General features: G+C 72.3%; 16 protein-coding genes and 1 pseudogene. 9 read left to right on the forward strand and 8 right to left on the reverse strand.

Annotated features, from left to right (window positions below; translation table 11 throughout):
* Positions 1 to 317: 317 nt before the first annotated feature.
* Together AOQ37_RS23290 and ptsP are read left to right on the forward strand one after the other, a co-directional pair.
* On the forward strand, positions 318 to 767 hold the full coding sequence (locus tag AOQ37_RS23290) for a PTS sugar transporter subunit IIA (RefSeq protein ID WP_062646593.1): 450 nt from the start codon (positions 318 to 320) through the stop codon (positions 765 to 767).
* 79 nt (positions 768 to 846) lie between these two features.
* Complete coding sequence (gene ptsP, locus AOQ37_RS23295; protein ID WP_062646594.1) at positions 847 to 2,517, forward strand: phosphoenolpyruvate--protein phosphotransferase; 1,671 nt, start codon at positions 847 to 849, stop codon at positions 2,515 to 2,517.
* Positions 2,518 to 2,622: 105 nt separating this feature from the next.
* Here ptsP and AOQ37_RS23300 read toward each other — a convergent pair whose 3' ends face one another.
* Together AOQ37_RS23300 and AOQ37_RS23305 are read right to left on the reverse strand one after the other, a co-directional pair.
* The gene (locus tag AOQ37_RS23300; RefSeq protein WP_062646595.1) at positions 2,623 to 3,519 is read right to left on the reverse strand and encodes a DUF8829 domain-containing protein; all 897 of its coding nucleotides are present in this window, start codon (positions 3,517 to 3,519) and stop codon (positions 2,623 to 2,625) included.
* Between the two features lie 97 nt (positions 3,520 to 3,616).
* Positions 3,617 to 5,593 carry an acetoacetate--CoA ligase gene (locus AOQ37_RS23305; protein ID WP_062646596.1) on the reverse strand — a complete coding sequence of 659 codons (1,977 nt, stop codon included), beginning with the start codon at positions 5,591 to 5,593 and terminating at the stop codon, positions 3,617 to 3,619.
* 214 nt (positions 5,594 to 5,807) lie between these two features.
* Between AOQ37_RS23305 and AOQ37_RS23310 the strand changes: the two genes are divergently transcribed.
* Positions 5,808 to 8,174, forward strand: a complete 2,367-nt coding sequence (locus AOQ37_RS23310; protein WP_062646597.1) for a glycoside hydrolase family 31 protein — start codon at positions 5,808 to 5,810, stop codon at positions 8,172 to 8,174.
* Position 8,175: 1 nt separating this feature from the next.
* Here AOQ37_RS23310 and AOQ37_RS23315 read toward each other — a convergent pair whose 3' ends face one another.
* Together AOQ37_RS23315 and AOQ37_RS23320 are read right to left on the reverse strand one after the other, a co-directional pair.
* Entirely contained in the window at positions 8,176 to 8,712 is a 537-nt protein-coding gene (locus AOQ37_RS23315; RefSeq protein WP_062646598.1) for an NUDIX domain-containing protein, read from the reverse strand.
* A 47-nt stretch (positions 8,713 to 8,759) separates the two neighbouring features.
* Positions 8,760 to 9,587: a M15 family metallopeptidase gene (locus AOQ37_RS23320; protein ID WP_062646599.1), complete on the reverse strand. Its 828-nt coding sequence runs from the start codon at positions 9,585 to 9,587 to the stop codon at positions 8,760 to 8,762.
* 97 nt (positions 9,588 to 9,684) lie between these two features.
* Between AOQ37_RS23320 and AOQ37_RS23325 the strand changes: the two genes are divergently transcribed.
* From AOQ37_RS23325 to glpK, 5 genes and pseudogenes are all read left to right on the forward strand, one after another.
* Complete coding sequence (locus AOQ37_RS23325) at positions 9,685 to 10,107, forward strand: Zn-ribbon domain-containing OB-fold protein (RefSeq protein WP_062646600.1); 423 nt, start codon at positions 9,685 to 9,687, stop codon at positions 10,105 to 10,107.
* Positions 10,107 to 11,297: a lipid-transfer protein gene (locus tag AOQ37_RS23330; RefSeq protein WP_062647203.1), complete on the forward strand. Its 1,191-nt coding sequence runs from the start codon at positions 10,107 to 10,109 to the stop codon at positions 11,295 to 11,297. Before AOQ37_RS23325 ends, AOQ37_RS23330 begins: the two co-directional genes overlap by 1 nt.
* A 129-nt stretch (positions 11,298 to 11,426) precedes the next feature.
* Entirely contained in the window at positions 11,427 to 13,082 is a 1,656-nt protein-coding gene (locus AOQ37_RS23335; protein WP_062646601.1) for a GGDEF domain-containing protein, read from the forward strand.
* A gap of 626 nt (positions 13,083 to 13,708) precedes the next feature.
* Positions 13,709 to 14,457 (forward strand): annotated as a pseudogene (locus tag AOQ37_RS23340) (MIP/aquaporin family protein).
* Positions 14,458 to 14,567: 110 nt separating this feature from the next.
* A complete protein-coding gene (glpK, locus tag AOQ37_RS23345; protein WP_062646602.1) occupies positions 14,568 to 16,091 on the forward strand; it encodes a glycerol kinase GlpK in 1,524 nt (507 codons plus the stop codon).
* 152 nt (positions 16,092 to 16,243) lie between these two features.
* Here glpK and AOQ37_RS23350 read toward each other — a convergent pair whose 3' ends face one another.
* From AOQ37_RS23350 to AOQ37_RS23365, 4 genes are all read right to left on the reverse strand, one after another.
* Entirely contained in the window at positions 16,244 to 16,849 is a 606-nt protein-coding gene (locus AOQ37_RS23350) for a GTP-binding protein (RefSeq protein ID WP_062646603.1), read from the reverse strand.
* Positions 16,850 to 16,958: 109 nt separating this feature from the next.
* Positions 16,959 to 17,354, reverse strand: a complete 396-nt coding sequence (locus AOQ37_RS23355) for a DUF742 domain-containing protein (RefSeq protein ID WP_062646604.1) — start codon at positions 17,352 to 17,354, stop codon at positions 16,959 to 16,961.
* 9 nt (positions 17,355 to 17,363) lie between these two features.
* Complete coding sequence (locus tag AOQ37_RS23360) at positions 17,364 to 17,798, reverse strand: roadblock/LC7 domain-containing protein (protein ID WP_062646605.1); 435 nt, start codon at positions 17,796 to 17,798, stop codon at positions 17,364 to 17,366.
* Positions 17,795 to 20,779, reverse strand: a complete 2,985-nt coding sequence (locus AOQ37_RS23365) for a nitrate- and nitrite sensing domain-containing protein (RefSeq protein ID WP_062646606.1) — start codon at positions 20,777 to 20,779, stop codon at positions 17,795 to 17,797. The genes AOQ37_RS23360 and AOQ37_RS23365 overlap by 4 nt, the downstream gene beginning before the upstream one ends.
* A gap of 422 nt (positions 20,780 to 21,201) precedes the next feature.
* On the opposite strand from AOQ37_RS23365, the gene AOQ37_RS23370 reads away from it, so the two are divergent.
* Positions 21,202 to 21,816 (forward strand): hypothetical protein, encoded by a 615-nt coding sequence (locus tag AOQ37_RS23370; RefSeq protein ID WP_062646607.1) that lies wholly within the window; start codon positions 21,202 to 21,204, stop codon positions 21,814 to 21,816.
* Positions 21,817 to 21,857: the final 41 nt, after the last annotated feature.

The following is a 21,857-nucleotide window of genomic DNA, read 5'->3' on the forward strand; positions in this document are numbered from 1 at the left end:
TTCCAAACTCTATCAGGGTTTTTCCGGCCCCTTGACCACCGTTTCGCAGACATGCGAAAGATGATCCAAAGTTAGGATCTGACAAGTTGGGTGCTGCTCGGTAAGCGTGCTTGTTCGCCTCGCTCACCCTCAAGCAGGAGTACGACTGTACACGGGGCCGCAGAGACGCTGCAAATCGACTAGGGTAGTGGTCTAGACCACGGATCGGGTGCTCTCGTGCGGAACCGGTACTTCATATGACATACCCTGCTGCACAGTGCGCCGACCTGGACAAGCAGTGACGGCCCATATACATCTCCACCCCTGGGAGGCTTCCCATGACCACCGTGACGTCCCCTCTAGTAGGACGCGCCATCGGGCTCGCGGCCGTGCCGGACCCCGTCTTCTCCGGGGCCATGGTCGGCCCGGGCACGGCGATCGACCCGGTGCGTGAGCCTTCCGAGGCCGTCGCACCCGTGGACGGAGTCATCGTCTCCCTCCACCCGCACGCCTTCGTCGTGGTCGACTCCGAGGGACACGGGGTACTCACCCACCTCGGGATCGACACCGTGCAGCTCAACGGCGAGGGCTTCGAGCTCCTGGTGAACAAGGGCGACACCGTGACGCGCGGGCAGAGCATCGTGCGCTGGAACCCGGCCGCGGTCGAGGAGGCCGGCAAGTCGCCGGTGTGCCCGGTCGTCGCGCTGGAGGCCACGGCCGACTCGCTCGGCGAACTCCGTGAGGACGGCGATGTCAAGACCGGCGACGTCCTCTTTTCCTGGCAGTAGTACTGACGCCGTCGTACCGGCGGCAGGCAGGACAATCACCGCGGCGGCGGGACCCGCCGCACTATCGGAGACGGGTGAGATGGAGACAACGCTGCGAGGCGTCGGCGTGAGTCACGGTGTGGCGATCGGCGAGGTTCGGCACATGGGAACGGCGGTGCTCGAACCGCCCGCCAAGCAGATCCCGGCGGAGGAGGCGGAGCGCGAACAGGGGCGCGCCCGCAAGGCCGTGGAGGCTGTGGCGGCCGATCTGATGGCGCGCGGCAATCTGGCGGGGGGCGAAGCCCAGGCGGTGCTCGAGGCGCAGGCCATGATGGCCCAGGACCCCGAGCTGATGGTCGACGTGGACCGGCGTATCGCCGTCGGCAGCACGGCCGAGCGTGCCGTGTACGACGCGTTCGCCGCCTACCGTGAGCTGCTGGCCGGGGCCGGCGAGTACCTCGCCGGCCGGGTGGCCGACCTCGACGATGTGCGGAATCGTATCGTCGCCCGTCTGCTGGGCGTCCCGATGCCGGGTGTCCCGGACAGCGACGAGCCCTATGTGCTGGTGGCCCGGGACCTGGCGCCCGCCGACACCGCGCTGCTCGACCCGACGCTCGTGCTCGGTTTCGTCACCGAGGAGGGCGGGCCGACCAGTCACAGCGCCATCCTGGCGCGGGCGCTCGGCGTTCCCGCCGTAGTGGCCCTGCCGGGTGCGGGTGAACTCCCCGAGGGAACGACGATCGCCGTCGACGGCAGCACCGGCGATGTGTTCGTGAACCCGAGCGACGAGAAGAAGGCCCAGCTCGAGGCCGCGGCCGCCGAGCGCAGGGCGGCTCTGGCCGCCTCGACCGGCCCGGGCGCGACCGCCGACGGTCACAAGGTGCCGCTGCTGGCGAACGTCGGAGGGCCCGCCGACGTGCCGGCCGCCCTGGAAGCCGGTGCGGAGGGCGTCGGACTCTTCCGTACCGAGTTCCTCTTCCTCGACGACAGCAAGAGCGCGCCGTCGGAGGAGAAGCAGGTCGAGGCGTACCGACAGGTGCTGGAGGCGTTCCCCGAGGGACGCGTCGTCGTCCGTGTGCTGGACGCGGGAGCCGACAAGCCGCTGGACTTCCTCACTCCGGCCGACGAGCCCAACCCGGCGCTGGGCGTGCGGGGGCTCCGGACCCTGCTCGACCACCCCGATGTGCTGCGGACCCAGCTGACGGCGCTGGCCAAGGCGGCCGAGGGGCTGCCCGTCTACCTCGAGGTCATGGCGCCGATGGTGGCGGACCGGGCCGACGCGAAGGCGTTCGCGGACGCGTGCCGCGAGGCGGGGCTGCGGGCGAAGTTCGGTGCGATGGTGGAGATCCCGTCGGCCGCTCTGCGGGCTCGCTCGATCCTGCAAGAGGTGGAGTTCCTCTCGCTGGGTACGAACGACCTCGCGCAGTACACCTTCGCCGCCGACCGGCAGGTGGGGGCGGTGTCCCGGCTCCAGGATCCGTGGCAGCCCGCGCTGCTGGATCTCGTGGCGCTGTCGGCCGAGGCGGCACGGGCCGAGGCGAAGAGCTGCGGTGTGTGCGGCGAGGCCGCGTCCGACCCGCTGCTCGCGTGTGTGCTGACGGGTCTGGGGGTCACCTCTCTTTCCATGGGGGCGGCGTCGATCCCGTACGTGCGGGCCGCGCTGGCGAAGTACACGCTGGCGCAGTGCGAGCGGGCCGCGGCCGCAGCGCGCGCGGCGGACAGTGCCGAGGAGGCACGCAACGCGGCGCAGGCCGTGCTGTCCGGCGAGTAGCCGGTACCGGCCGGTGACCGGTCGGTGAGCAGGGGCGCTCCGCCTTCGGGTGGGGCGCCCCTGCTGCGTGTGCGACCTCTCCGGGCTCTTCGGGTCTTCGGGCGGTCAGTGGCTGTGGCCCGGTGTCCGGCCCTCCTGGCCGAGGTCCGGCGGTTCGCAGTAGTCCACGTCGGACTCGGGTGAGATGAGGTCGCCGGACTCCACGTCGGTGCAGTAGGCGTCGAAGACCTCGCCGGCGGTGAGGGGATCGAGGCCCTCGCCGCGCAGCCGCCATCCGTAGATCCGGTCGGAGGTGTCGGCGGCGGTGGTGCGCATGACCAGGCCACCGGGCATCCGGGTGGCGAGGCCGAGGGCGAGGACGGTGGTGAACTCGAGTGCCTCGGCGTCGTCGAGCCGGGTGGCGCCGTCGGCTTCCTCGTCGGCGTGCAGGACGGCGACCAGGGTCTCGGGGGTGCCGGTGACACTGCACACGAGGTGCCGGTTGCCGGGTGGCGCGGTGTCGAGAATGCGGGCGACGAGGTTCGACGCGCGGGTGAAGGCGGCGCGTCCGATGTCCTCGCCGCAGGTCGCGCAGGCGCCGAGGCGGGCGAGCAGGGTGGCCGCGTACTCCCAGGTCGCCTGGCGCACGGCTTCGTCGACGAGGGCGGGCAGGAGGTCGGCCAGGGGCTGGCCCTCGTAGGGAACGGTGGGGCCCGTGGTCGCGAGTTCGGCCGTGAAGCGGGTGCGGTTGGCGGGGATGTCGGGGTCGAGTCCCCTGCCGGTGCAGTACTCGGCGTATTCCTGGGGGTCGAAGAGGGCCACGGTGGTGTGGGTGCCCTGCATGGCGCGGGTCCTCAGAAGGGCCTCGACCTGCCGGAGGTAGACGGCGTGGTCGTCGAACGTGAAGGTGCGGTAGCGCCGCATGGCACGGAAGTCGTGTTCGTCGGTGAGCAGGCCGATGGTGCCGGCGATCTCACGGCGCAGGACGCGGCGCATGGTCAGGTGGTCGGTGTTCTGTCGCATGTTTCCCCCTGTCTGCACAGTCGATCTATGCTCACTCACAGTAACCGGCGGCACTGACAGCGGGCTCTGTGCACCGGGGCTGCGGACCGGAGGCGGGTCAGGCCCGCTTGCGGGCGAGGTCCTCGTAGAAGTGCAGGAGGTCGAGGTTGTCGATGGAGCCGGGGTTGACGGCCTTGGCCAGCGGGGTGCCCTGGAGGAGGCGTTTGACCGGGACCTCGATGCGTTTGCCGGTGAGGGTGTGCGGGACTCCGGGTACCTCGATGACCTCGTCGGGGACGTGGCGCGGCGAGAGCTGTTCGCGGATGGCCTGTTTGATGCGGGCGAGGAGGGCCTCGTCGAGGGCCGCACCCGGGGCGAGGTGGACGAAGAGGGGCATCCAGTAGCCGCCGTCGGGCTGCTCGATCCCGATGACCAGGGACTCCTTGATCTCGGGGAGCCGTTCGACGACCTCGTAGATGTCGGCGGAGCCCATGCGTACGCCCTGGCGGTTGAGGGTGGAGTCGGAGCGGCCGTGGATGACGACGGACCCGCGTGAGGTGACGGTGATCCAGTCGCCGTGCCGCCACACGCCGGGGTAGGTGTCGAAGTAGCTGTCGTGGTAGCGGCTGCCGTCGGGGTCGTTCCAGAACCGGACGGGCATGGAGGGCATGGGGTTGGTGACGACGAGTTCGCCGACCTCGTCGGTCACGGGATGCCCGTTCGCGTCCCAGGACTGCAAGTCGGTGCCGAGGCCGGGGGCCTGGAGTTCGCCGGTGTGGACCGGGAGGGTCGGGACGGCGCCGGCGAAGCAGGAGCAGACGTCCGTGCCGCCGCTGACGGAGGCGATCCACAGGTCGGCCCCGCTCGCCGCGAACTCGTCGTGCAGCCAGCGGAAGCCGTCGGGCGGGAGCGGGGATCCCGTGGTGGCGACGCACTGGATCTTGGAGAGGTCGAAGTCCCGGGCCGGGTGCACCTCGGCTTTGCGGCAGGCCATGACGTACGCGGCGGAGGTGCCGTAGAGGGTGGCGCCGGTGCGTTCGGCGATCCGCCACTGCGCGCCGGTGTCGGGATAGCCGGGGCTGCCGTCGTAGAGGACGATCGTCGTGCCGGTCAGCAGGCCGGAGACGAGGAAGTTCCACATCATCCAGCCGGTCGAGGTGTACCAGAAGAAACGGTCCTCGGGGCCGAGGTCGCAGTGCAGGCCGAGCTGCTTGAGGTGCTCGACCAGGATGCCGCCCTGGGACTGGACGATCGCCTTGGGCAGACCGGTCGTCCCGGAGGAGTAGAGCACCCAGAGGGGGTGGTCGAAGGGGACCTGTTCGAAGACGGGTGGCTCGTCACCGGCGGTCAGGGCGGACCACTCCAGGGCTCCCCGGGGCGGTTCCGTGCCCAGCAGGGGGATGTGGACGACGGCGCGCAGGGTGGGCAGTTCGGCGCGGAGTTCGGCGACGACGTCTCGGCGATCGTGCTCCTTGCCGCCGTAGCGGTAGCCGTCGACCGCGAACAGGACGACCGGTTCGACCTGCTGGAAGCGGTCGAGGACGCTGCGGGCTCCGAAGTCGGGTGCGCAGGACGTCCAGACGCCGCCGACGGCGGCCGTGGCGAGGAGGGCCACGACGGCCTGCGGGATGTTGGGGAGGTAGCCGCTGATCCGGTCACCGGGGCGGACGCCGAGGGCGCGCAGTTCGGCGGCCAGCGAACCGACCTGGCGGCGCAGCTCGGACCAGGTCACCGGGCTCGGATCATGGGTTTCGTCGACGTACAGCAGGGCCGGTTCGGCCGGACGGGTGGCGGCGGCGCGCAGGGCGTGCTCGGCGTAGTTCAGCGTGGCTCCGGGGAACCACTGGGCGCCGGGCATCGTGCGGTCGCCCAGCACGCGCGCGTAGGGGGTCGAGAACCGCACGTCGAACCATTCCGCGACGGCTTTCCAGAACGTCTCCAGCTGGTCCACGGACCAGCGGTGCAGTGCCGGATACCCGCCGTCGGACGGGGCTCCGTGCCGGTCGGCCGCCCACTCCTGGAACTTCGTGACCTGGGCCTGGGCGATGCGCTGCGGATCGGGCCGCCAGAGCGGCTCGGGGTTCGTGGTCGACATGGGGCGGCTCCCGGGCTGTGCGCGTCGTGTGCGTCGCCCGCGCACGAGCTGGGGTGGTGCGCGTGACGCGGCTGACACGGACGATGCCATGTGATCGACTTCTGCACCAGGGTGGGTCCCCCACAGTCGGTCTCGTGAAGATGTGGCCTCACCACGGGTGAACGGCAGTTGAACGACCCGCGCGGGTGACGCGGTCAGTGACAGGGTGAACAGCATGGACGGTCGTGACCTGGTGCGTTCGATGAAGGCGGTCGGTTCCGCGGGAGCTGCCCAGGGATTGCGGACGGTGCGGGCCGCGTGGCGCAGGAACCGGGCGGACGCGGCGGGACTGCCGGTGCGGGGGCACGAGCGCGCGCGGGTCCCGGGTGCGGTGCGGGAGGTGGAGCCGGGGCCCGGCGGTGGCACGCTCCGGTTCGGTCGTTCGGAGCTGAGGATCCGCGTCGCCGTGAACGGCGCGGTGTTCTGGGGCTGGGACGGTGCCGGGCCCGAGCCGTCGTACGCGCTGGCCGGCCGCTGTCCGGAGCCGGATCCCCGAGCGGTGCTGGAGCCCGACAAGGACGGCGGGTGGCGGGTCATCGCCGAGCGGGTGACGGTCGTGGTCTCACGGCACGGTGCCGTCGAGGTGTGCACGCCCGGCGGCGTGGTGCTGCGGCGTGAGCTGCCGCCGCGCTGGTGGGAGCGGGAGGAGGGTGGCCCGGCACGCTGGATGCAGCGTTCGGAGGTGGCGGCGGACGCGCGCTTCTTCGGTCTCGGCGGGCGGGCGTCCGGGCCGCGGCTGCGCGACGGGACGTACCGGCTGTGGAACACCGATCCCGGGCGGCCCTTCGACCGCGGGGACGATCCGCTGCCGGTCACGATGCCGGTGCAGCTGGTGGTGGCCGACGCGGCCACTCACCTGGTGTTCCACGACACCTCCTGGGGCGGCACGGTCACGCTGCGGGAGGGCCGGGAGGGGGCCGGCTCCGGGCATGACCGGCCCGGGGCGTGCGAGGTGCGGATGGAGGGGGGCCCGCTGCGTTGCTGGGTGGTGGTGGGGACCCCCGCACGCGTGCTGCTCACCTGGGTCTCGCTCACCGGGGCGCCCGCGTTGCCTCCCGCGTGGGCGTTCGGTCATCAGGTCGCGGGCCGGGGCCTCGGCAGCGAGGAGGAGGTGCGCAGGACCGTGGCGGGCCATCAGGAGCACGGTCTGCCGCTCGACGCCGTCCACCTCGGCGTCGAGCACTACGACGAGCACCAGGTGTTCACCGTCGACCAGGAGCGCTTCCCGAAGCCGGCGGTGCTCGCCGAGGAGCTGCGACGGGACGGGATACGCCTGGTGTCGGCCGTCGGTCCCGCCGTCGCGGCGGCTCCGGGCAATGCCGTGTACGACGCCGGGGTGGCCGAGGACGCGTTCGTGCGGGACGCGTCGGGCAGGGTCGTCAGGGCGATGGCGTCGCCCGGGGAGGCCGTTTTCCCGGATTTCACGCACGCGCGCGTGCGGCGGTGGTGGGGCGGTCTCTACGCGGAGCGGATCGCGCAGGGGTTCGCCGGTTTCTGGCACGAGAAGAACGAACCGACGGTGTTCGCCGCGTTCGGGGAGTCGACGTTGCCGCGGTCGGCACGGCACGCCCTGGAGGGGCGCGGGGGTGACCATCGCGAGGCCCACAACGTGTACGGCCTGTGCATGGCCTCGGCGGCCTACGAGGGGGTGCGGGAACTGGTTCCGGACGAGCGGCCCTTCGTCGTGTCCCGGTCCGGCTGGGCGGGCCTCCAGCGCTACGGCGGTGTCGGTTGCGGGGACGCCGTCACGTGCTGGCCGGGGCTGCGGGCGTCGTTGTCGCTGGTGCTGGGGCTCGGGCTGTGCGGGGTGCCGTACGCGGGTGCGGACGTGGGCGGCTTCGACGGCGGTCCGTCACCCGAGCTGTATCTGCGCCGGCTCCAGCTCGGCGCGTACCTGCCGCTGCTGCGCACGCGCACGAGCGGGCGGGCGGGGCACCGGCAGCCGTGGGAGTGGGGTCCCGAGGTGCTGGAGCACGCGCGCGTGGCGCTCGTCGAGCGTCGGCGGCTGCTGCCGTACTTCGTGACGCTGGCGCATCTGGCCCGGCGTACCGGGGCCCCTTATGTGCGGCCGGTGTGGTGGGGGGCGCCCGGCAACCGGGCGTTGCGGGACTGCGAGGACGCCTTCTTGCTGGGTGACTGCCTTCTGGTGGCGCCGGTGCTCGACCCGGGCGGCGACCGGCGGTCGGTGCCGTTGCCCCGGGGGCGCTGGTACGACACGGCGACGGGGCGCGCGTACCAGGGGCCGGGGCAGGTCCTCGTGGACGCCCCGCTGTCGCGGGTCCCGGTGCTCGCGCGCGCGGGTGCCGTCCTGCCGGTGTGCGGGGAGGACGGCCGGCTGGAGCTGGAGGTGTGGGCGCCGGTGCGCGGGCGGACGGGTGGCGGTGTGGTCGTGCAGGAGGTGGGCGACGGCCGGGAGGAGCCGGAGATCGAGCGGTACGTCGCCCGCTGGGAGGGGTCGCGGGTCGTCGTGGAGCGGGAAGGGGAGGACGGCGTGCGTGTGCCGTCCCACCCGGTGCGGGTCCGCGGGCTCGACGCGCGGTGACTCAGATGTAGCGGCCTTCGAAGAATCCCCGGACGGCGAGCGTGTGCAGGGGGAAGGCGAGCTCCTCCGGCCTGTGCAGGAGATGCCAGCCCTCGGTCTCGTCCGTGGGGGCGGTCGCCGGGAGGCGGTCGGCGGGACGCTCGGGCAGCAGGCCGAACAGCAGCAGGTGGCCGTCGGGCGAGCTCATGGCGTCGGCCAGCCGCACTTCGCGGGCCGCCGCGTCGATGCCGGTCTCCTCCCTGAGTTCGCGTACGACGGCCTGGCGCCAGTCCTCGCGGTCGTCGATGTAGCCGCCGGGCAGGGCGATGCCCCCGCGCGCGGGAGCGATGGTTCGCGTGATGACGACCAGGGCGGTGCCCTTCGTGTCGTACACGGGCTGGAGCGCGACGGCGACCGGGAGCGGGTTGCGGTAGGCCACGGTGGCGCAGGCCGGACAGGTGCGGGGCCAGCCGTCGACGCCCTCCCCGTAGGGCGCTCCGCAACTCGAACAGTGGGAGTCGCGCGCGGAGTTCGAAGTGGAGTGCAGAGTTTCGGACACGCGGCGGAGCGTATCCGATCTTGGGGAGGGCGTCGTACGGAGGCGGGTCAATGCCCCTGGGCGAGGGACTTGGCGGACACCGGGAAGTCGAAGTAGGTGTCGGGGTAGGGCTCGGGCTTGAAGGTGTAGTGCCACCACTCCTCGGCGAGGTTCACGAAGCCGAGGTTCTCCAGGGTGCTCTTCAGCAGCGTCCGGTTGGCGCGCTGCTGCCCCTGGACGCGCGGGTCCAGGGTGTGGGCCAGGGTGTCGAAGCAGTCGAATCCGGTGCCCATGTCGACCGAGTTGTCGGGGAAGCGCAGCTGTTGTGGCGCGTAGCACGGCACGAGGGGCTCACCGGGTACGTAGGGCCGGGTCGGGCGGGCGGGGAGTTTCACGATGGTCAGGTCCATGGTCGAGCCGCGGCTGTGCCCGGACTTCTCGGCGATGTAGCCGTCCGCGAACAGCCGGGACTTGTCGACGTTCGGGTAGAACTCCGCTTTCGTCGTCTCGTCGTCGAGGTCCTCGGCCCAGCGGACGAAGTGGTCCACGGCTCGCTGGGGCCGGTAGCAGTCGTAGACCTTGAGTGTGTAGCCCTGGCTCAGCAGGCGCTTCTGGGCCTTGTGCAGGGCGTCGGCGGCCGGCCGGGTGAGGATGCAGATCGGCTGCCGGTAGCCGTCGACGCGTACGCCGACGAAGTTGTGCGGGGTGAAGTAGCGCATCTCCTGAAGGATCGTCGGGTCCACGGTTCTCAGGGCCACGAAGTCCGCGGGGGCCGCGGGTTCGGCGTGCGCCCGGGCGGTGGTGGAGGCGGCGGTGACGGTCAGCAGGGCGACGAGCGCGGCGACGGCACCGCGTATCGCGCCGGAGAGCCGTACCGCGCCGGAGAGTCGTGTCATGTCTCCTGCCCTGCCCAATTCGGTACGCCCGTGACACACTTCTGACGTTCCGTCAGATCGGCTGCCGGGAGGGGCCTTGTCACGCACACGCACGCCCGTGGTCACCGGATGGTTCGTCGGGGACGGAGCGGAATTCCGGCTGCTCGGCACGCGCTGTTCGGCCTGCGGGTCGGTCTTCTTCCCGCGCGAGGACACCTGCTGCCGGGACCCCGGATGCCGGGGCGGCGACCTGGCGGAGGTCCCCCTCTCGCGGCGGGGGCGCGTCTGGTCGTACACGGACAGCCGGTACCGCCCTCCGTCACCCTATGTGACCGATCCGGAACTTCCGTGGGAACCGTGCGCGTTGATCGCTGTGGAGCTGGAGTCCGAGCGGATCGTGGTGCTGGGACAGGCGGTTCCCGGGATCACCGTCGCCGATCTGACGGTGGGCATGGAGATGGAGGTCGTCCCCGGCGTGCTCCACGAGGACGCGGAGACGACCTGGACGACCTGGCGATGGCGGCCGACGGGGGTGGAGTGATGACGGGTGAGGTGGCGGTGCTCGGCGCCGGGATGCATCCGTGGGGCAAGTGGGGGCGCTCGTTCGTCGAGTACGGCGTGCGGGCGGCGCGCGCGGCCCTCGCGGACGCCGGTGTGGACTGGCGGGACGTCGGTTCGATCGTGGGCGCGGACACGGTGCGTGGCGGTTATCCGGGATATGTGGCCGGAGCGACGTTCGCCCGGGCCCTGGGGTGGCAGGGCGCCCGAGTGGCGAGCGTGTACGCGGCCTGCGCGTCGGGCGCTCAGGCGATCGACGCGGCCCGGGCCCAGATCCTGGCGGGGCTGGCGGAGGTGGTGCTCGTGGTGGGGGCCGACGCCGCCCCCAAGGGCTTCTTCCGGCCCGCGGGCGGGGACCGCCCGGACGACCCCGACTGGCTGCGGTTCCGGGTGCTCGGCGCGACCAATCCGACGTACTTCGGGCTGTACGCGCGCAGACGCATGGCCGTGCACGGGGACACGCCGCAGGACTTCGCGCTGGTCAAGGTGAAGAACGCCGCGATGGGCGCGCTGAACCCGAACGCGCGCTACCGGAAGCGGGTGACCGCGGAGGAGGTCGCCGCCTCCGCGGTGGTCGCCGATCCGCTGCGGCTGCTGGACATCTGCGCGACCTCGGACGGCGGGGCGGCCCTGGTGCTGTCCAGCATGGAGTTCGCCCGACGGCACGGGACGGCGGAACCGGTGCGCATCAGGGCGGTGTCCACCGTGACGCCCCGGTATCCCCGTACGGTGCTGGATCTGCCGGACATCGCGACCGATTCGGCGGCGGGAGCGGAGCCGCCCGGTGAGACCTTCCGCGCCTCGATCGCCCGGGCGGCCTACGAGGAGGCGGGCATCGGCCCCGAGGACCTGTCCCTCGCCGAGGTCTACGACCTGTCCACCGCCCTGGAATTGGAGTGGTACGAGGATCTGGGGCTGTGCGGCGAGGGCGAGGCCGCCAAGTTGCTGCGGGAGGGCGTGACGGCACCGGGCGGCCGTATACCGGTCAACCCGAGCGGTGGACTCGCCTCCTTCGGGGAGGCCGTGCCCGCGCAGGCGATCGCCCAGGTCTGTGAGGCCACCTGGCAGCTGCGGGGCCGGGCCGGCGACCGGCAGATCCCGGACGCGCGCGTGGCCGTCACGGCGAACCAGGGGCTGTTCGGGCACGGTTCGGCGGTGGTCGCGGTGCGGTGAGGAGGGCTTCGCGGTTCCCCGGCATCCGTCCCGCCCGGCTCCGCTCACCGTCCGTGTTCACCCCGGAAAGCTGCGTGAACGTCTCATGAACTGCGCCTGGGCGCACGCCCGTGGAGCCATCATGCTGCCGTGCACTCCTGGACGGACACTCTCCGCTTCGCCTTCCAGCCGGTGGTCAATCTGACCACGGGAGGAGTCGCGGGGCTGGAGATACTCGCCCGACCGGAGGCCGGCGACATCCTGGCGCAGGCCCGCCGCGATCCCGAGCTCGACGCTCGGCTCGCCGTGTCGGCGGTGCGCGCCGCGGCCCGCAAGGAGACCCTGCTGCCCCTGCACGTGAACGTGTTCGCCGGCACGCTGGCCGATCTCGGCGGGCTCACCGCGCTGCACGACGCGGTGCGCGGGGCGGGGCGGCTGCCGTGGGAGGTCACGCTCGACGTCGTCCCGCCCTACACGCACGTCCCGCAGCCCGCGCTGCTGGAGGCCGTGACGGCACTGCGGGAGCAGGGCTTCCGGATCAGCGCGGACGGGGTCGGGGACGGCGACGCCCCGCTGCGGCTGCTCGTCGACCTCGCGCCCGACCTGGTCAAGCTCGACGCCTCGCTGCTGGCCCGGCCGGCGGCGGTGCGAGCGATGCGGACGCTGTGCGACGAACTGGGGGCGCTGCTGGTCGTCGAGGGCGTGGAGACCGAGCGCCAGTGCGCGGCCGCGACGGCGGCGGGGGCGCAACTGGCCCAGGGCACGCTCTTCGCGCCGCCCAGCCGGTTGCCGGCCGCCGACGTGTACGTCCCGGCGCTCGGTACGGGCCTCCTGCCGGCGCTCCGCTCGGGCCCGTCGGTGCGGGAGTTCGTACGGCCGGCCGCGCTGCTGCCCGCGACGGCCTCCGCCGGTCAGGTCCGGGCGCTGCTGACCGGTTCGCCGGACGTGTCCGGGGTGCTGCTCGTGGACCGCACGGGGGTGCCGTTCCGTTCGGTGCACCGGTCGCGCTTCCTGCTGTCGATGTCGGGGCGCTACGGCCATGCCCTGTACGCGGACCGTCCCGCGGCCAAGCTCGGTGATCCGCCGCGGACGGTGGGCGTGGACGCGACGGCGTGGGAGGTGCTGGACGTGGTCGCGGTCGGCGACCCGGACCGTACCTCCGACGATGTGGCGGTCGTCGACCGCGACGGGCGCTGCGTGGGTGTCGTCCGGCTCGCCGACCTGGTACGGGCGTTGGCCGAGAGCCGGGTCGAGGAGGCGGCGGGCCTCAACCCGCTGACGCGGCTGCCCGGTTCGGACACGATCACCGGGGAGGTGGACCGGTGGATCGCCGAGGGACGCCTGTTCGCGCTGAGCTGGCTGGACATCGACCACTTCAAACAGGTCAACGACGGCGCCGGGTTCGCGGCCGGGGACGAGCTGATCCGGTCGGTGGGGCGGACCTTGCAGAGGACGGTGTCGGGGACCGCGCGCGTGGGCCACATCGGCGGGGACGACTTCCTGGTACTGGCCGATCCGGAGGGCCTCGAACCACTGGTGTCCACCGTGCTGGACGTGCCGTGGTCGGCGGGCGGACGTCCGGTCACGCTGTCACTGGCCACGGTCCTGTGCCGACCGGGCAGCGTCACCGATCACCGTCAGGCGGCGGCGTGTCTGGCGCCCTTGAAGAAGGCGGCGAAGTCATTGCGGGGGGCGAGTTGGGTGGTGGGGCACGCGGGGCTGGCGGGATACCAGATCCGGCGCGGCGCGCAGCCGATGGCTCCCGCGGGCACCGGGGCGGAGGGAAGCCGGCCGGGGACCGGCTGACCTGACGTCGGCCGCCGTACGGGCCTCCTGACCGGGGAGGCGGCGGAACCGGGGGCGGCGGCCGCGGGGACGACGATCCGCCGCGCCCTCGGCCCAGCGGGGTCTGCGTGACCTCGACGCCGGGGCCTGCGTGACCTCGACGCCCAGGGAGGGCGTGACCTCGACGCCAGGGAGGGCGTCGCAACACCGGGCGGGCGGCAGCCTCGTGCCCGGCCCGCCTCTCCCCTCACCCCACTCCGCCCCTCCCCTGCCGCCGCCCCTGCCCGCCGACGGAGAGAGCGGGCGGGACGCCGGACCGGTGCTCGGCGCCACGCCCCCCGCGCGGCGCGGGCCGTCCCCGCGTGCCCAACCGTTGCCGTCGGCCTCCTTGACGCTCCCTGGGCGCCGGTGAACACTTCCCGGTGTCAGCCGACATCGCCGTACATTCTCGGCGTATCCAGGCACGCGCCACGCGGGCTCCCCAGGGAGGGCCCGCTCCCCCGAGGGCGATGCGGCTGCGACGGCACGCGCGTCACGGACGCCGGGCGGGGCGCGGGATCTCCCTGCCCCGGCCCAAGGAGCCACGGGAACGCACCCTGCACGGAGCACCGGGGTCGATCCGCCCAAGGCCGGGCCCAGGAGCCGCCATGAGCAACGGAGACGTATTCGTCGGCGAGGTCATCGGTACCGCGATCCTCATCCTGTTCGGCGCGGGAGTCTGCGCCGCCGTCACCCTCAGGCACTCCAAGGCCCGGTCCTCGGGATGGATCGTGATCGCCTTCGGCTGGGGGTTCGGAGTGCTGGCCGGCGCCTACACCGCCGCCCCGCTGTCGGGCGGGCACCTCAATCCGGCCGTGACCCTCGGAATCGCCGTCGACACCGGCGAGTGGGGCACGGTGTGGGTGTATCTGCTGGGGCAGTCGGCCGGTGCGGTGCTCGGCGCGGTCCCCGCGTACCTGGTGTACCTCGCGCAGTTCCAGGCGAACGTCGCGCGCGAGGACGGTGCCGGAGGCGCGGCCGAGGAGCCGACGCCCACGCTGGGCATCTTCTCCACCACCCCCGAGATGCGGAATCCGGTCGCCAACCTGATCACCGAGATCATCGCCACGATCGCCCTGGTCCTGCCGGTCCTGGCCTTCGGGCTGACCGAGGGTCTCGGCGAATCCGGAATCACGGTCCTGATCGTCTCGCTGCTCGTCGTCGGCATCGGCCTCTCGCTCGGCAGGCCCACCGGCTACGCCATCAACCCGGCCCGCGACCTCGGGCCGCCATCGTCCACAGCCTCCTGCCCATCCCGAACAAGGGCACCTCGGACCGGGGTTACGCCTGGATCCCGGTCGTCGGCCCGTTGGTCGGCGGAGCGCTCGCGGGTCTCCTCTACAACGCGGCCTTCTGAACGGGCGTCCGCCCGCCGCAGCGCCGCCGCACCGCCACAGCACCGCCGTCGCCGCACCGCGTCAGCGGCAGTCATTCACGAAGCCTTCTGAACCGGCCCAAGGGGTAGCCATGACCGACAACGCCGAGAAGTACGTCGCCGCGATCGACCAGGGCACCACCTCCAGCCGCTGCATCGTCTTCGACCGCGACGGCGCGATCGTCGCCGTCGACCAGCGCGAGCACCGTCAGATCTTCCCCAAGCCCGGCTGGGTGGAGCACGACGCCACGGAGATCTGGTCCAAGGTGCAGGCCGTGGTCGCCGGGGCGATCGCCAAGGCGGGGTTGCGCGCCGACCGGATCAGCGCCCTCGGCATCACCAACCAGCGCGAGACGACCGTCCTGTGGGACCGTGCCACCGGCAAGCCGGTGCACAACGCGATCGTGTGGCAGGACACCCGCACCGCGGCGCTCTGCGACCGGCTGGGCGGATCCGACGGACCGGACCGGTTCCGCGACCAGACCGGACTGCCGCTGGCCAGCTACTTCTCCGGGCCCAAGGTCGCCTGGCTGCTCGACAGCGTGCCGGGGCTCAGGGCGCGCGCGGAGCGCGGCGAGATCGCCTTCGGCACGATCGACTCCTGGCTCATCTGGAACCTCACCGGCGGCACCGAGGGCGGCCGGCACGTCACGGACGTCACCAACGCCGGGCGCACCATGCTGATGAACCTGGAGACCCTCCAGTGGGACCCGTCGATCCTGTCCGCGATGGACATACCCGAGGCGGTGCTGCCGGAGATCAGGTCCTCCGCCGAGGTGTACGGCACGGCCGTGGGCCAGCTCGGCGGTGTGCCGGTCGCCTCGGCGCTGGGCGACCAGCAGGCGGCGGTGTTCGGCCAGGCCTGCTACGAGGTGGGCACGGCGAAGAACACGTACGGGACGGGCAGTTTCCTGCTGCTCAACACCGGCAACCGGCCGGTGCCGTCCAAGAGCGGGCTGCTGACCACGATGGGCTACAAGATCGGCGGTGAGGCGCCCGTCTACTGCCTGGAGGGGTCGATCGCCGTCACCGGCGCGCTCGTGCAGTGGTTCCGGGACCAGCTCGGCATCATCCGTACGGCCGACGAGATCGAGAGCCTGGCGGCGAGCGTCGACGACAACGGCGGCGCCTACATCGTGCCCGCCTTCTCGGGGCTGTTCGCGCCGTACTGGCGCTCCGACGCGCGCGGGGTCGTCACCGGTCTCACCCGCTACGTCACGAAGGGGCATCTCGCGCGTGCGGTGCTCGAGGCGACGAGCTGGCAGACGCGCGAGGTCGTGGACGCCATGTACCAGGACTCCGGGGTCCGGATCACCAGCCTGAAGGTGGACGGGGGCATGACCAAGAACAACCTGCTGATGCAGCATCAGGCGGACGTGCTCGGCGTGCCCGTGATCCGGCCCCGGGTCTCCGAGACGACCTGTCTGGGCGCGGCCTACGCCGCGGGGCTCGCCGTCGGTGTGTGGAACGACCTCGACGAGCTCGGCGCGCACTGGCGCAAGGACGCCGAGTGGATCCCGGCGATGGAGGCGTCCGTGCGGGACCGGGAGTTCCACAACTGGCGCAAGGCAGTGGAGAAGAGCTTCGGCTGGCTGGAGGACGGCGAGGGCCAGTAAGGGGGTTGATACGCGGGTCGGTACGCGTGCGCCACGTGCGTGCCTCCCGGCCCACGGCCCGTGCCCCGGTCGGCGGGGCCGCGGGCCGTGCGGACATTGAGGGACGTGCGGGCCTTGCTGGACGTGCGTGCCGTGCGGGCCGTGCGGGCGGCTCAGGTGGTGATCGCCTGGCGGCGTTCGGCGCCGAAGTCCATCGCGTGCTGCACCACGCCGACCAGTACGTCCCGCACGGAGAGGCGGTCGCGGGCGTCGCACAGGACGACGGGGATGTCGTCGTCGAGGTCCAGCGCGCCGCGGACGTCCTCCTCGGGGTAACGGGCCGCGCCCTCGAAGCAGTTGACGGCGATCAGGAAGGGTATGGAGCGCCGCTCGAAGTAGTCGACGGCGGCGAAGCAGTCCTCGAGCCGACGGGTGTCGGCGAGTACGACGGCCCCGAGCGCGCCCTCGGAGAGTTCGTCCCACATGAACCAGAACCGCTCCTGGCCGGGCGTCCCGAAGAGGTAGAGCACCAGGTCCTCGCGCAGGGTGATCCGCCCGAAGTCCATGGCGACGGTGGTGGTGTGCTTGGCCTCGACACCGGTCGTGTCGTCGACCGGGCGGCCCGCTTCGGTGAGGTACTCCTCCGTGCGCAGCGGCTTGATCTCGCTGACCGCCCCGACCAGGGTGGTCTTGCCCACGCCGAAGCCGCCGGCCACCAGGATCTTGAGCGTGACGGGCTCCACCGGGGGCTTGCCACGCTCAGATCGCCCGAAGATCATCGGTCTCTTCTCCTGCTTGATGGCTTGACTGGGGGTTCTCCGGCGGCGGTCCGCACGTCAGCGCGGGAAACCGCCGACCGATCGCGTCCTCGCCTCGCCTCCGCGCTGTTCACAGCGCTCGGAGGCCGTTGATCACGTCGCGCAGAATACTCTCGTCCGGCAGTTCGGCAGGCGGTACCGGCCGGTTCACATGGACGAACTCCTCGTCGACGAGGTCGCCGACGAGGACCCGTACGACGCCGATGGGCAGATCGAGTTCGGCGGCGAGTTCGGCGACCGACTGCGGCGCCTGCCGGCACAGATCCACGATGTCCAGGTGCTCCGGGGACAGCGACGGATCCGTGTCCGCGTCCTCGGCGTGGGGCTCGGCGACGACCAGCGCGATCAGATCGAGACGGTGCTGGACCGCACTGGTGGTGCGGCCGCGCGTCATGGCGTACGGGCGGACGACCGGTCCGGCGTCGTCGTCGAACCAGTGACCTGTTCCCTGACCGTCTGTGCTCATGCCGTCCCACTACCCGCCGGAGGGCAGATCGGTGCGTGGGGTGGTAGCCAGATGCACGCCGACCCGCTTGACGAGGAGCGTCATCTCGTAGGCCACGAGCCCCACGTCCGAGTCCGCGTCCGAGAGGACGGCGAGGCAGCTGCCGTCACCCGCGGCCGTGACGAACAGGAAGGCGTCGTCGAGTTCGACGACGGTCTGGCGGACGCTGCCGGCCTCGAAGTGCCGGCCGACGCCCTTGGCGAGGCTGTGGAAGCCGGAGGCGACGGCGGCCAGGTGCTCGCTGTCCTCCCGGCTCAGGTCCCTCGACACCCCGGTCGCCAGGCCGTCGCCGGACAGGACGACGGCCTTGCGGATGCTGGCGACGCGGTCGACGAGTTCGTCGAGGAGCCAGTTCAGCTCGCCGTTGCTGGTGGTGCTGTGGCCGGTCGCCTTCGGTGCGGTCATCGACCGTCCCCCTTGTTCGTTCCTTGTGGTGCCGCGCCGCTGTGGGCGTCGTCGCCCGCGGCGTTCTCTACACGGCCCCGCTGCCAGCCGCGCTGGAGCGAGGCCATACGGCTGCGTACTTCGTCGGCGTCCCGGTCCGCGGGGTCGGCCCGGTCCTCGGTGCGCGGGGCCGGACCCTGCCGCAGCTGCGGGGCCAGGTTGGCCTGCCGCACCCGGCGGGGCAGCGCTCCCGTGCCGGGGCCGCCGTCCTGGGACGCGGTTCCCTGGTACCCGGCGTCGCCCGCCGGGCCGACGCCTCGCCCGCGGCCGCGGATCCGGTCGGAGCCGCCGCCACCCGTCCCGCGGGATTCCGTCCCGCCGGACGCCGGGTCGCCGGACGCCGGTTCGCCGGTCCGGGCCGCGGTCTGCCGCGTGCGCTGCGGCAGGGCGGGGGGCCGGCCGGGCTCCGACGCTCCGGGGCCGGGGCGTTCCGGCTGTGCGGGGCGTTCGGGCTGTGCGGGGCGTTCCGGCTGTGCGGGGCGGTCGGGCGTGCCACCGCCGCGGGGGATCTGGGCCGTCATGCCGCGGCGGCGCGTCGGCAGGGGCGCCGGGCCGTCGCCCTCCACGCGCCGGGGGCCGGGCCTGGCCGGGGGCTCGGTGTCGGTCTCGGCGCGGCGGGACCGCTGCTCCGGGACCGGGCGGCCGTGCGAACTGACCAGCTTGGGCACGCGGCGCCCGGACGGCGGCGGTACGGGACCGGCCGGGTCGTCGGCGAGCGGCCCCAGGGGCGCGCCGGGGCCGTCGGACAGGCGGTGGTGCTGGTCGGGGGCCTGCGCGGCCGGCTCGTCCTCGGCGCGGGTGAGGGAGCGTCGCGGGCGGAACAGGGCACCGCCGTCGTCGTCCTCGTCCAGGGCGGCCGGGAAGTCGCCGAGGGCGTCCAGGTCGACGGGGGCCTCCAGTTCGACCGGGCCGTCGAGCATCGAGGCCGGCACTCCGGGAAGCTGCATCGAGGCCGGGGAGAGGGCGGTCCTGCGGGTCTCCGCGGAGTCCGCCTCCTTCGCGGGCCGGGGGCGGTCGAGCCGGAAGCCGATGCCGTTGGTGTCGGGGACGTCGTCGGTGAGCAGCGCGTCGGGGATGAAGACGATGGCCGTCGTCCCGCCGTACGGCGAGGGCTGCAACGAGACGCGGACGTTCTGCCGCTGGGCGAGCCGGCTGACCACGAACAGTCCGAGGCGGTCGGTGTCGGAGAGCTCGAACTCCGGTGTCTCGGCGAGCCGGAGGTTGGCCTCCAGGAGGGCCTCGGGGGCCATGCCGAGGCCGCGGTCGTGGATCTCGAGGGTGAAGCCGTTGGCGACCCGGTCGCCGAACACCTGGACGGCGGTGTGCGGCGGGGAGAACACCGTGGCGTTCTCCAGGAGTTCGGCCACCAGGTGGGTGAGGTCGGCGACGGCCGGGCCGGTGGCCGCGAGACGCGGCAGCCGGCGGACCTCGATGCGCTCGTAGTCCTCGACCTCGGCGACGGCGGCGCGGACGATGTCCATGAGCTGCACCGGCCTGCGCCACTGCCGGGACGGGGCGGCACCGGAGAGGATCACGAGACCCTCGGCGTGCCGACGCATGCGGGTGGTGAGGTGGTCGAGGCGGAAGAGGTCGGCGAGTTCCTCGGTGTCCTCGGTGCGGCGCTCCATGGTGTCGAGCAGGGTCAGCTGCTTGTGCAGCAGGACCTGGCTGCGGCGGGCCAGGTTGACGAACACCTCGGAGACGCCGGACCGCAGTTCGGCCTGTTTGACGGCGGCCTCGACCGCGGCGCGCTGGAGGGTGTTGAGGGCCTGGCCGACCTCCCCCATCTCGTTCTTGTCGTACTCCAGCCGCGGCACCTCGGTCTCCACGTCGACCTGTTCACCGGCCGACAGGCGGCGCATCACGCTCGGCAGCCGCACACCGGACGCCTCGTGGGCCTCCAGCCGGAGCTGGCGCAGGTCGCGGATGAGGCCTCGGCCCACGCGTACCGACAGGAACAGGGAGACCAGCAGGGCGACGAGTCCGAAGACTCCGGCGACGACCGCCTGGACGATGACCTCGATCGCGACCGGGCGGACCCGGTCCTGGTAGCGGTCGTTGGCCTGCTCGTCCAGGGTGCCGAGTTCGAGGAGGACGTTTCCGGCCGCCGTGTCCCAGGTCTTGGCGCTGACGCCCCGGGGCATCTCACCGGGCGTGGCGCCGACGACGACCTGTTCGGCGGTCCGCAGCGGGGCGGTGGTGGCGTTCTTCCAGAAGCTCTCGTAGCGTTCGCGTTCCGCCGTGGGCAGTTGGGCGAGGCTGACGTCGTAGACCACTTCCCGCTGGGCCTCGAGGTCGGAGACGTCGCGGATCTCCTCGCGGGTGAGCCGGCCCACCACCAGGGCGGAGCCGAGCAGCGCGTCCTCCTGGGAGAGGAGTTCGCGGGCGCGGGCGACGCTGACGAGCGCGCGGTACTGCTTGTCCATCTCCACGCTGTCGACGACGTCCAGCTTGGCCAGCAGGGAGTAGCAGGGCTCGATCAGCTGGGTGTAGAGGGCGAGCGCCTGCGCTCGGGTCACGGTGCCGTCGTCGACGCTCCGGCGCAGCGAGTCGACGCCGTCGAAGGCGTCGAGCACCGCGGTCAGGCCTTCGCCGTCGTCCTGGTCCAGGACGTCACGGACGTCGGGATCGTCGGCGTTCCCGCGGATCTCGGCGAGTGCCTGGTCGGTGGCGGTCCGGGTGCGGCGCAGCGCGGCCGGCGCTTCGGAGGCCCGGGGGTCGGCGAGGTACACGAGGGTCTGGCGGCGTTCCTGCTGGACGACGCGGACGGTGTCCTCGATCGGATAGCTGACCTTCTCCACGAGGGACGACACGGTGAACAGGCGGCTGGCCTCGCGTCCCGTGAGTACCGTGGCGAAGCCCCAGACGGCGGTCAGGGACACCAATGGCACGAGAAGCAGCGCCACGATCTTCCGGCGGATCGACTTCCCGCGAAAGCGCATGGACTCCCCCAGCTCGAACCCCCACCGGCAGGGGGTACGCATGTGCGTCAACAAACGGCGCGAGCCTACTACCGACGCGCCGTGAACTCGAAGACGTGTCCGGAAGCTGAACTTCCGCCCTGAGGGCGAGACATGGTGTGTTGTCACGTCATTACGGGAGATTGCCGCCCCGGATCCGATCCTCCCGACCCGGCCGGATCCGGTCGGCTCTGCACGCGAGTTGGCCAGAATTTTTCGCAACAGGGGAATCTTCAGGGCATGTCGTTCGTCCTACTCCTTGGGAATTGGGTGCGGAATCGGCCACACGAGCCGTTTGCCGCACCTGGGCGGCGTAAAACAGCGCAAGCCGGGCAGCCACTGGGGAGCCGGGTCTTTCGACCCGGAGGCGAGCGGTCTGCTGGCGGTGGGGAGTGAACACAGTGATGGGCACGGCGGAGCGGCGTGAGGCGCCCGAGGAGAGCGCGGCGGCAGGTGGTACGGCACTGCGGGATCCGGAGGTATCGGATCACGACCGTCCGGCGAACGGACAGGTGAGAGCGGAGCGGAACGACAGCCCGGCCGACGGGGGTGGTGCGACCGGGCGCGGTGCGTCCGCGAAGACCCGGCCCGCGCGGGCCCGGTCCACGAAGGCGCCGTCGCAGACGGTCTACCGCCCGTTGTGGGTGGAGGAGCCCGCGAGGCGCCGGCGGATGCCCGACCCGGTGCGTACGGCGGCGGTGCGCGCGGTACTGGTCATCGCGGCGACCCTGGTACAGGCGATGGTGGCCTTCCTGTGCACCCTGGCCGGGTCCTGGCTGGCGTTCCCCATGGTGATCAGCAGCGTGGTCAGCACGGTGCTGGCGACCTGGGGCGCACTGGACGTCTGGGTGACCCGGCAGGTGTGGAACCAGCGCAACGGCGTGGTGTCGACGCCCAGCAGCACCGCGCGTTCCCTGCGGCGTGAGCGCCGCAGGGCGCACCGGCAGGCGCAGGCCGCCGAGCGCGCGCAGGAGCGGATACGCAGGCAGGGCGGGACCGGGCAGCTGTCCCACTCCTGAGGTGATGGGCGCGGCCCGGCCGGGGAGCTCTGACAGTCCCC

The sequence above is a fragment of the Streptomyces maremycinicus genome (genome assembly GCF_001184025.1).
Taxonomy (GTDB): domain Bacteria; phylum Actinomycetota; class Actinomycetes; order Streptomycetales; family Streptomycetaceae; genus Streptomyces; species Streptomyces maremycinicus.

Coding starts and splice junctions, on each gene's coding strand:
- AOQ37_RS23290 (WP_062646593.1), top strand. CDS start 318: ATGACCACCGTGACGTCCCCTCTAGTAGGACGCGCCATCGGGCTCGCG.
- ptsP (WP_062646594.1), top strand. CDS start 847: ATGGAGACAACGCTGCGAGGCGTCGGCGTGAGTCACGGTGTGGCGATC.
- AOQ37_RS23300 (WP_062646595.1), bottom strand. CDS start 3,519: ATGCGACAGAACACCGACCACCTGACCATGCGCCGCGTCCTGCGCCGT.
- AOQ37_RS23305 (WP_062646596.1), bottom strand. CDS start 5,593: ATGTCGACCACGAACCCCGAGCCGCTCTGGCGGCCCGATCCGCAGCGC.
- AOQ37_RS23310 (WP_062646597.1), top strand. CDS start 5,808: ATGGACGGTCGTGACCTGGTGCGTTCGATGAAGGCGGTCGGTTCCGCG.
- AOQ37_RS23320 (WP_062646599.1), bottom strand. CDS start 9,587: ATGACACGACTCTCCGGCGCGGTACGGCTCTCCGGCGCGATACGCGGT.
- AOQ37_RS23330 (WP_062647203.1), top strand. CDS start 10,107: ATGACGGGTGAGGTGGCGGTGCTCGGCGCCGGGATGCATCCGTGGGGC.
- glpK (WP_062646602.1), top strand. CDS start 14,568: ATGACCGACAACGCCGAGAAGTACGTCGCCGCGATCGACCAGGGCACC.
- AOQ37_RS23350 (WP_062646603.1), bottom strand. CDS start 16,849: ATGATCTTCGGGCGATCTGAGCGTGGCAAGCCCCCGGTGGAGCCCGTC.
- AOQ37_RS23355 (WP_062646604.1), bottom strand. CDS start 17,354: ATGAGCACAGACGGTCAGGGAACAGGTCACTGGTTCGACGACGACGCC.
- AOQ37_RS23360 (WP_062646605.1), bottom strand. CDS start 17,798: ATGACCGCACCGAAGGCGACCGGCCACAGCACCACCAGCAACGGCGAG.
- AOQ37_RS23365 (WP_062646606.1), bottom strand. CDS start 20,779: ATGCGCTTTCGCGGGAAGTCGATCCGCCGGAAGATCGTGGCGCTGCTT.
- AOQ37_RS23370 (WP_062646607.1), top strand. CDS start 21,202: ATGGGCACGGCGGAGCGGCGTGAGGCGCCCGAGGAGAGCGCGGCGGCA.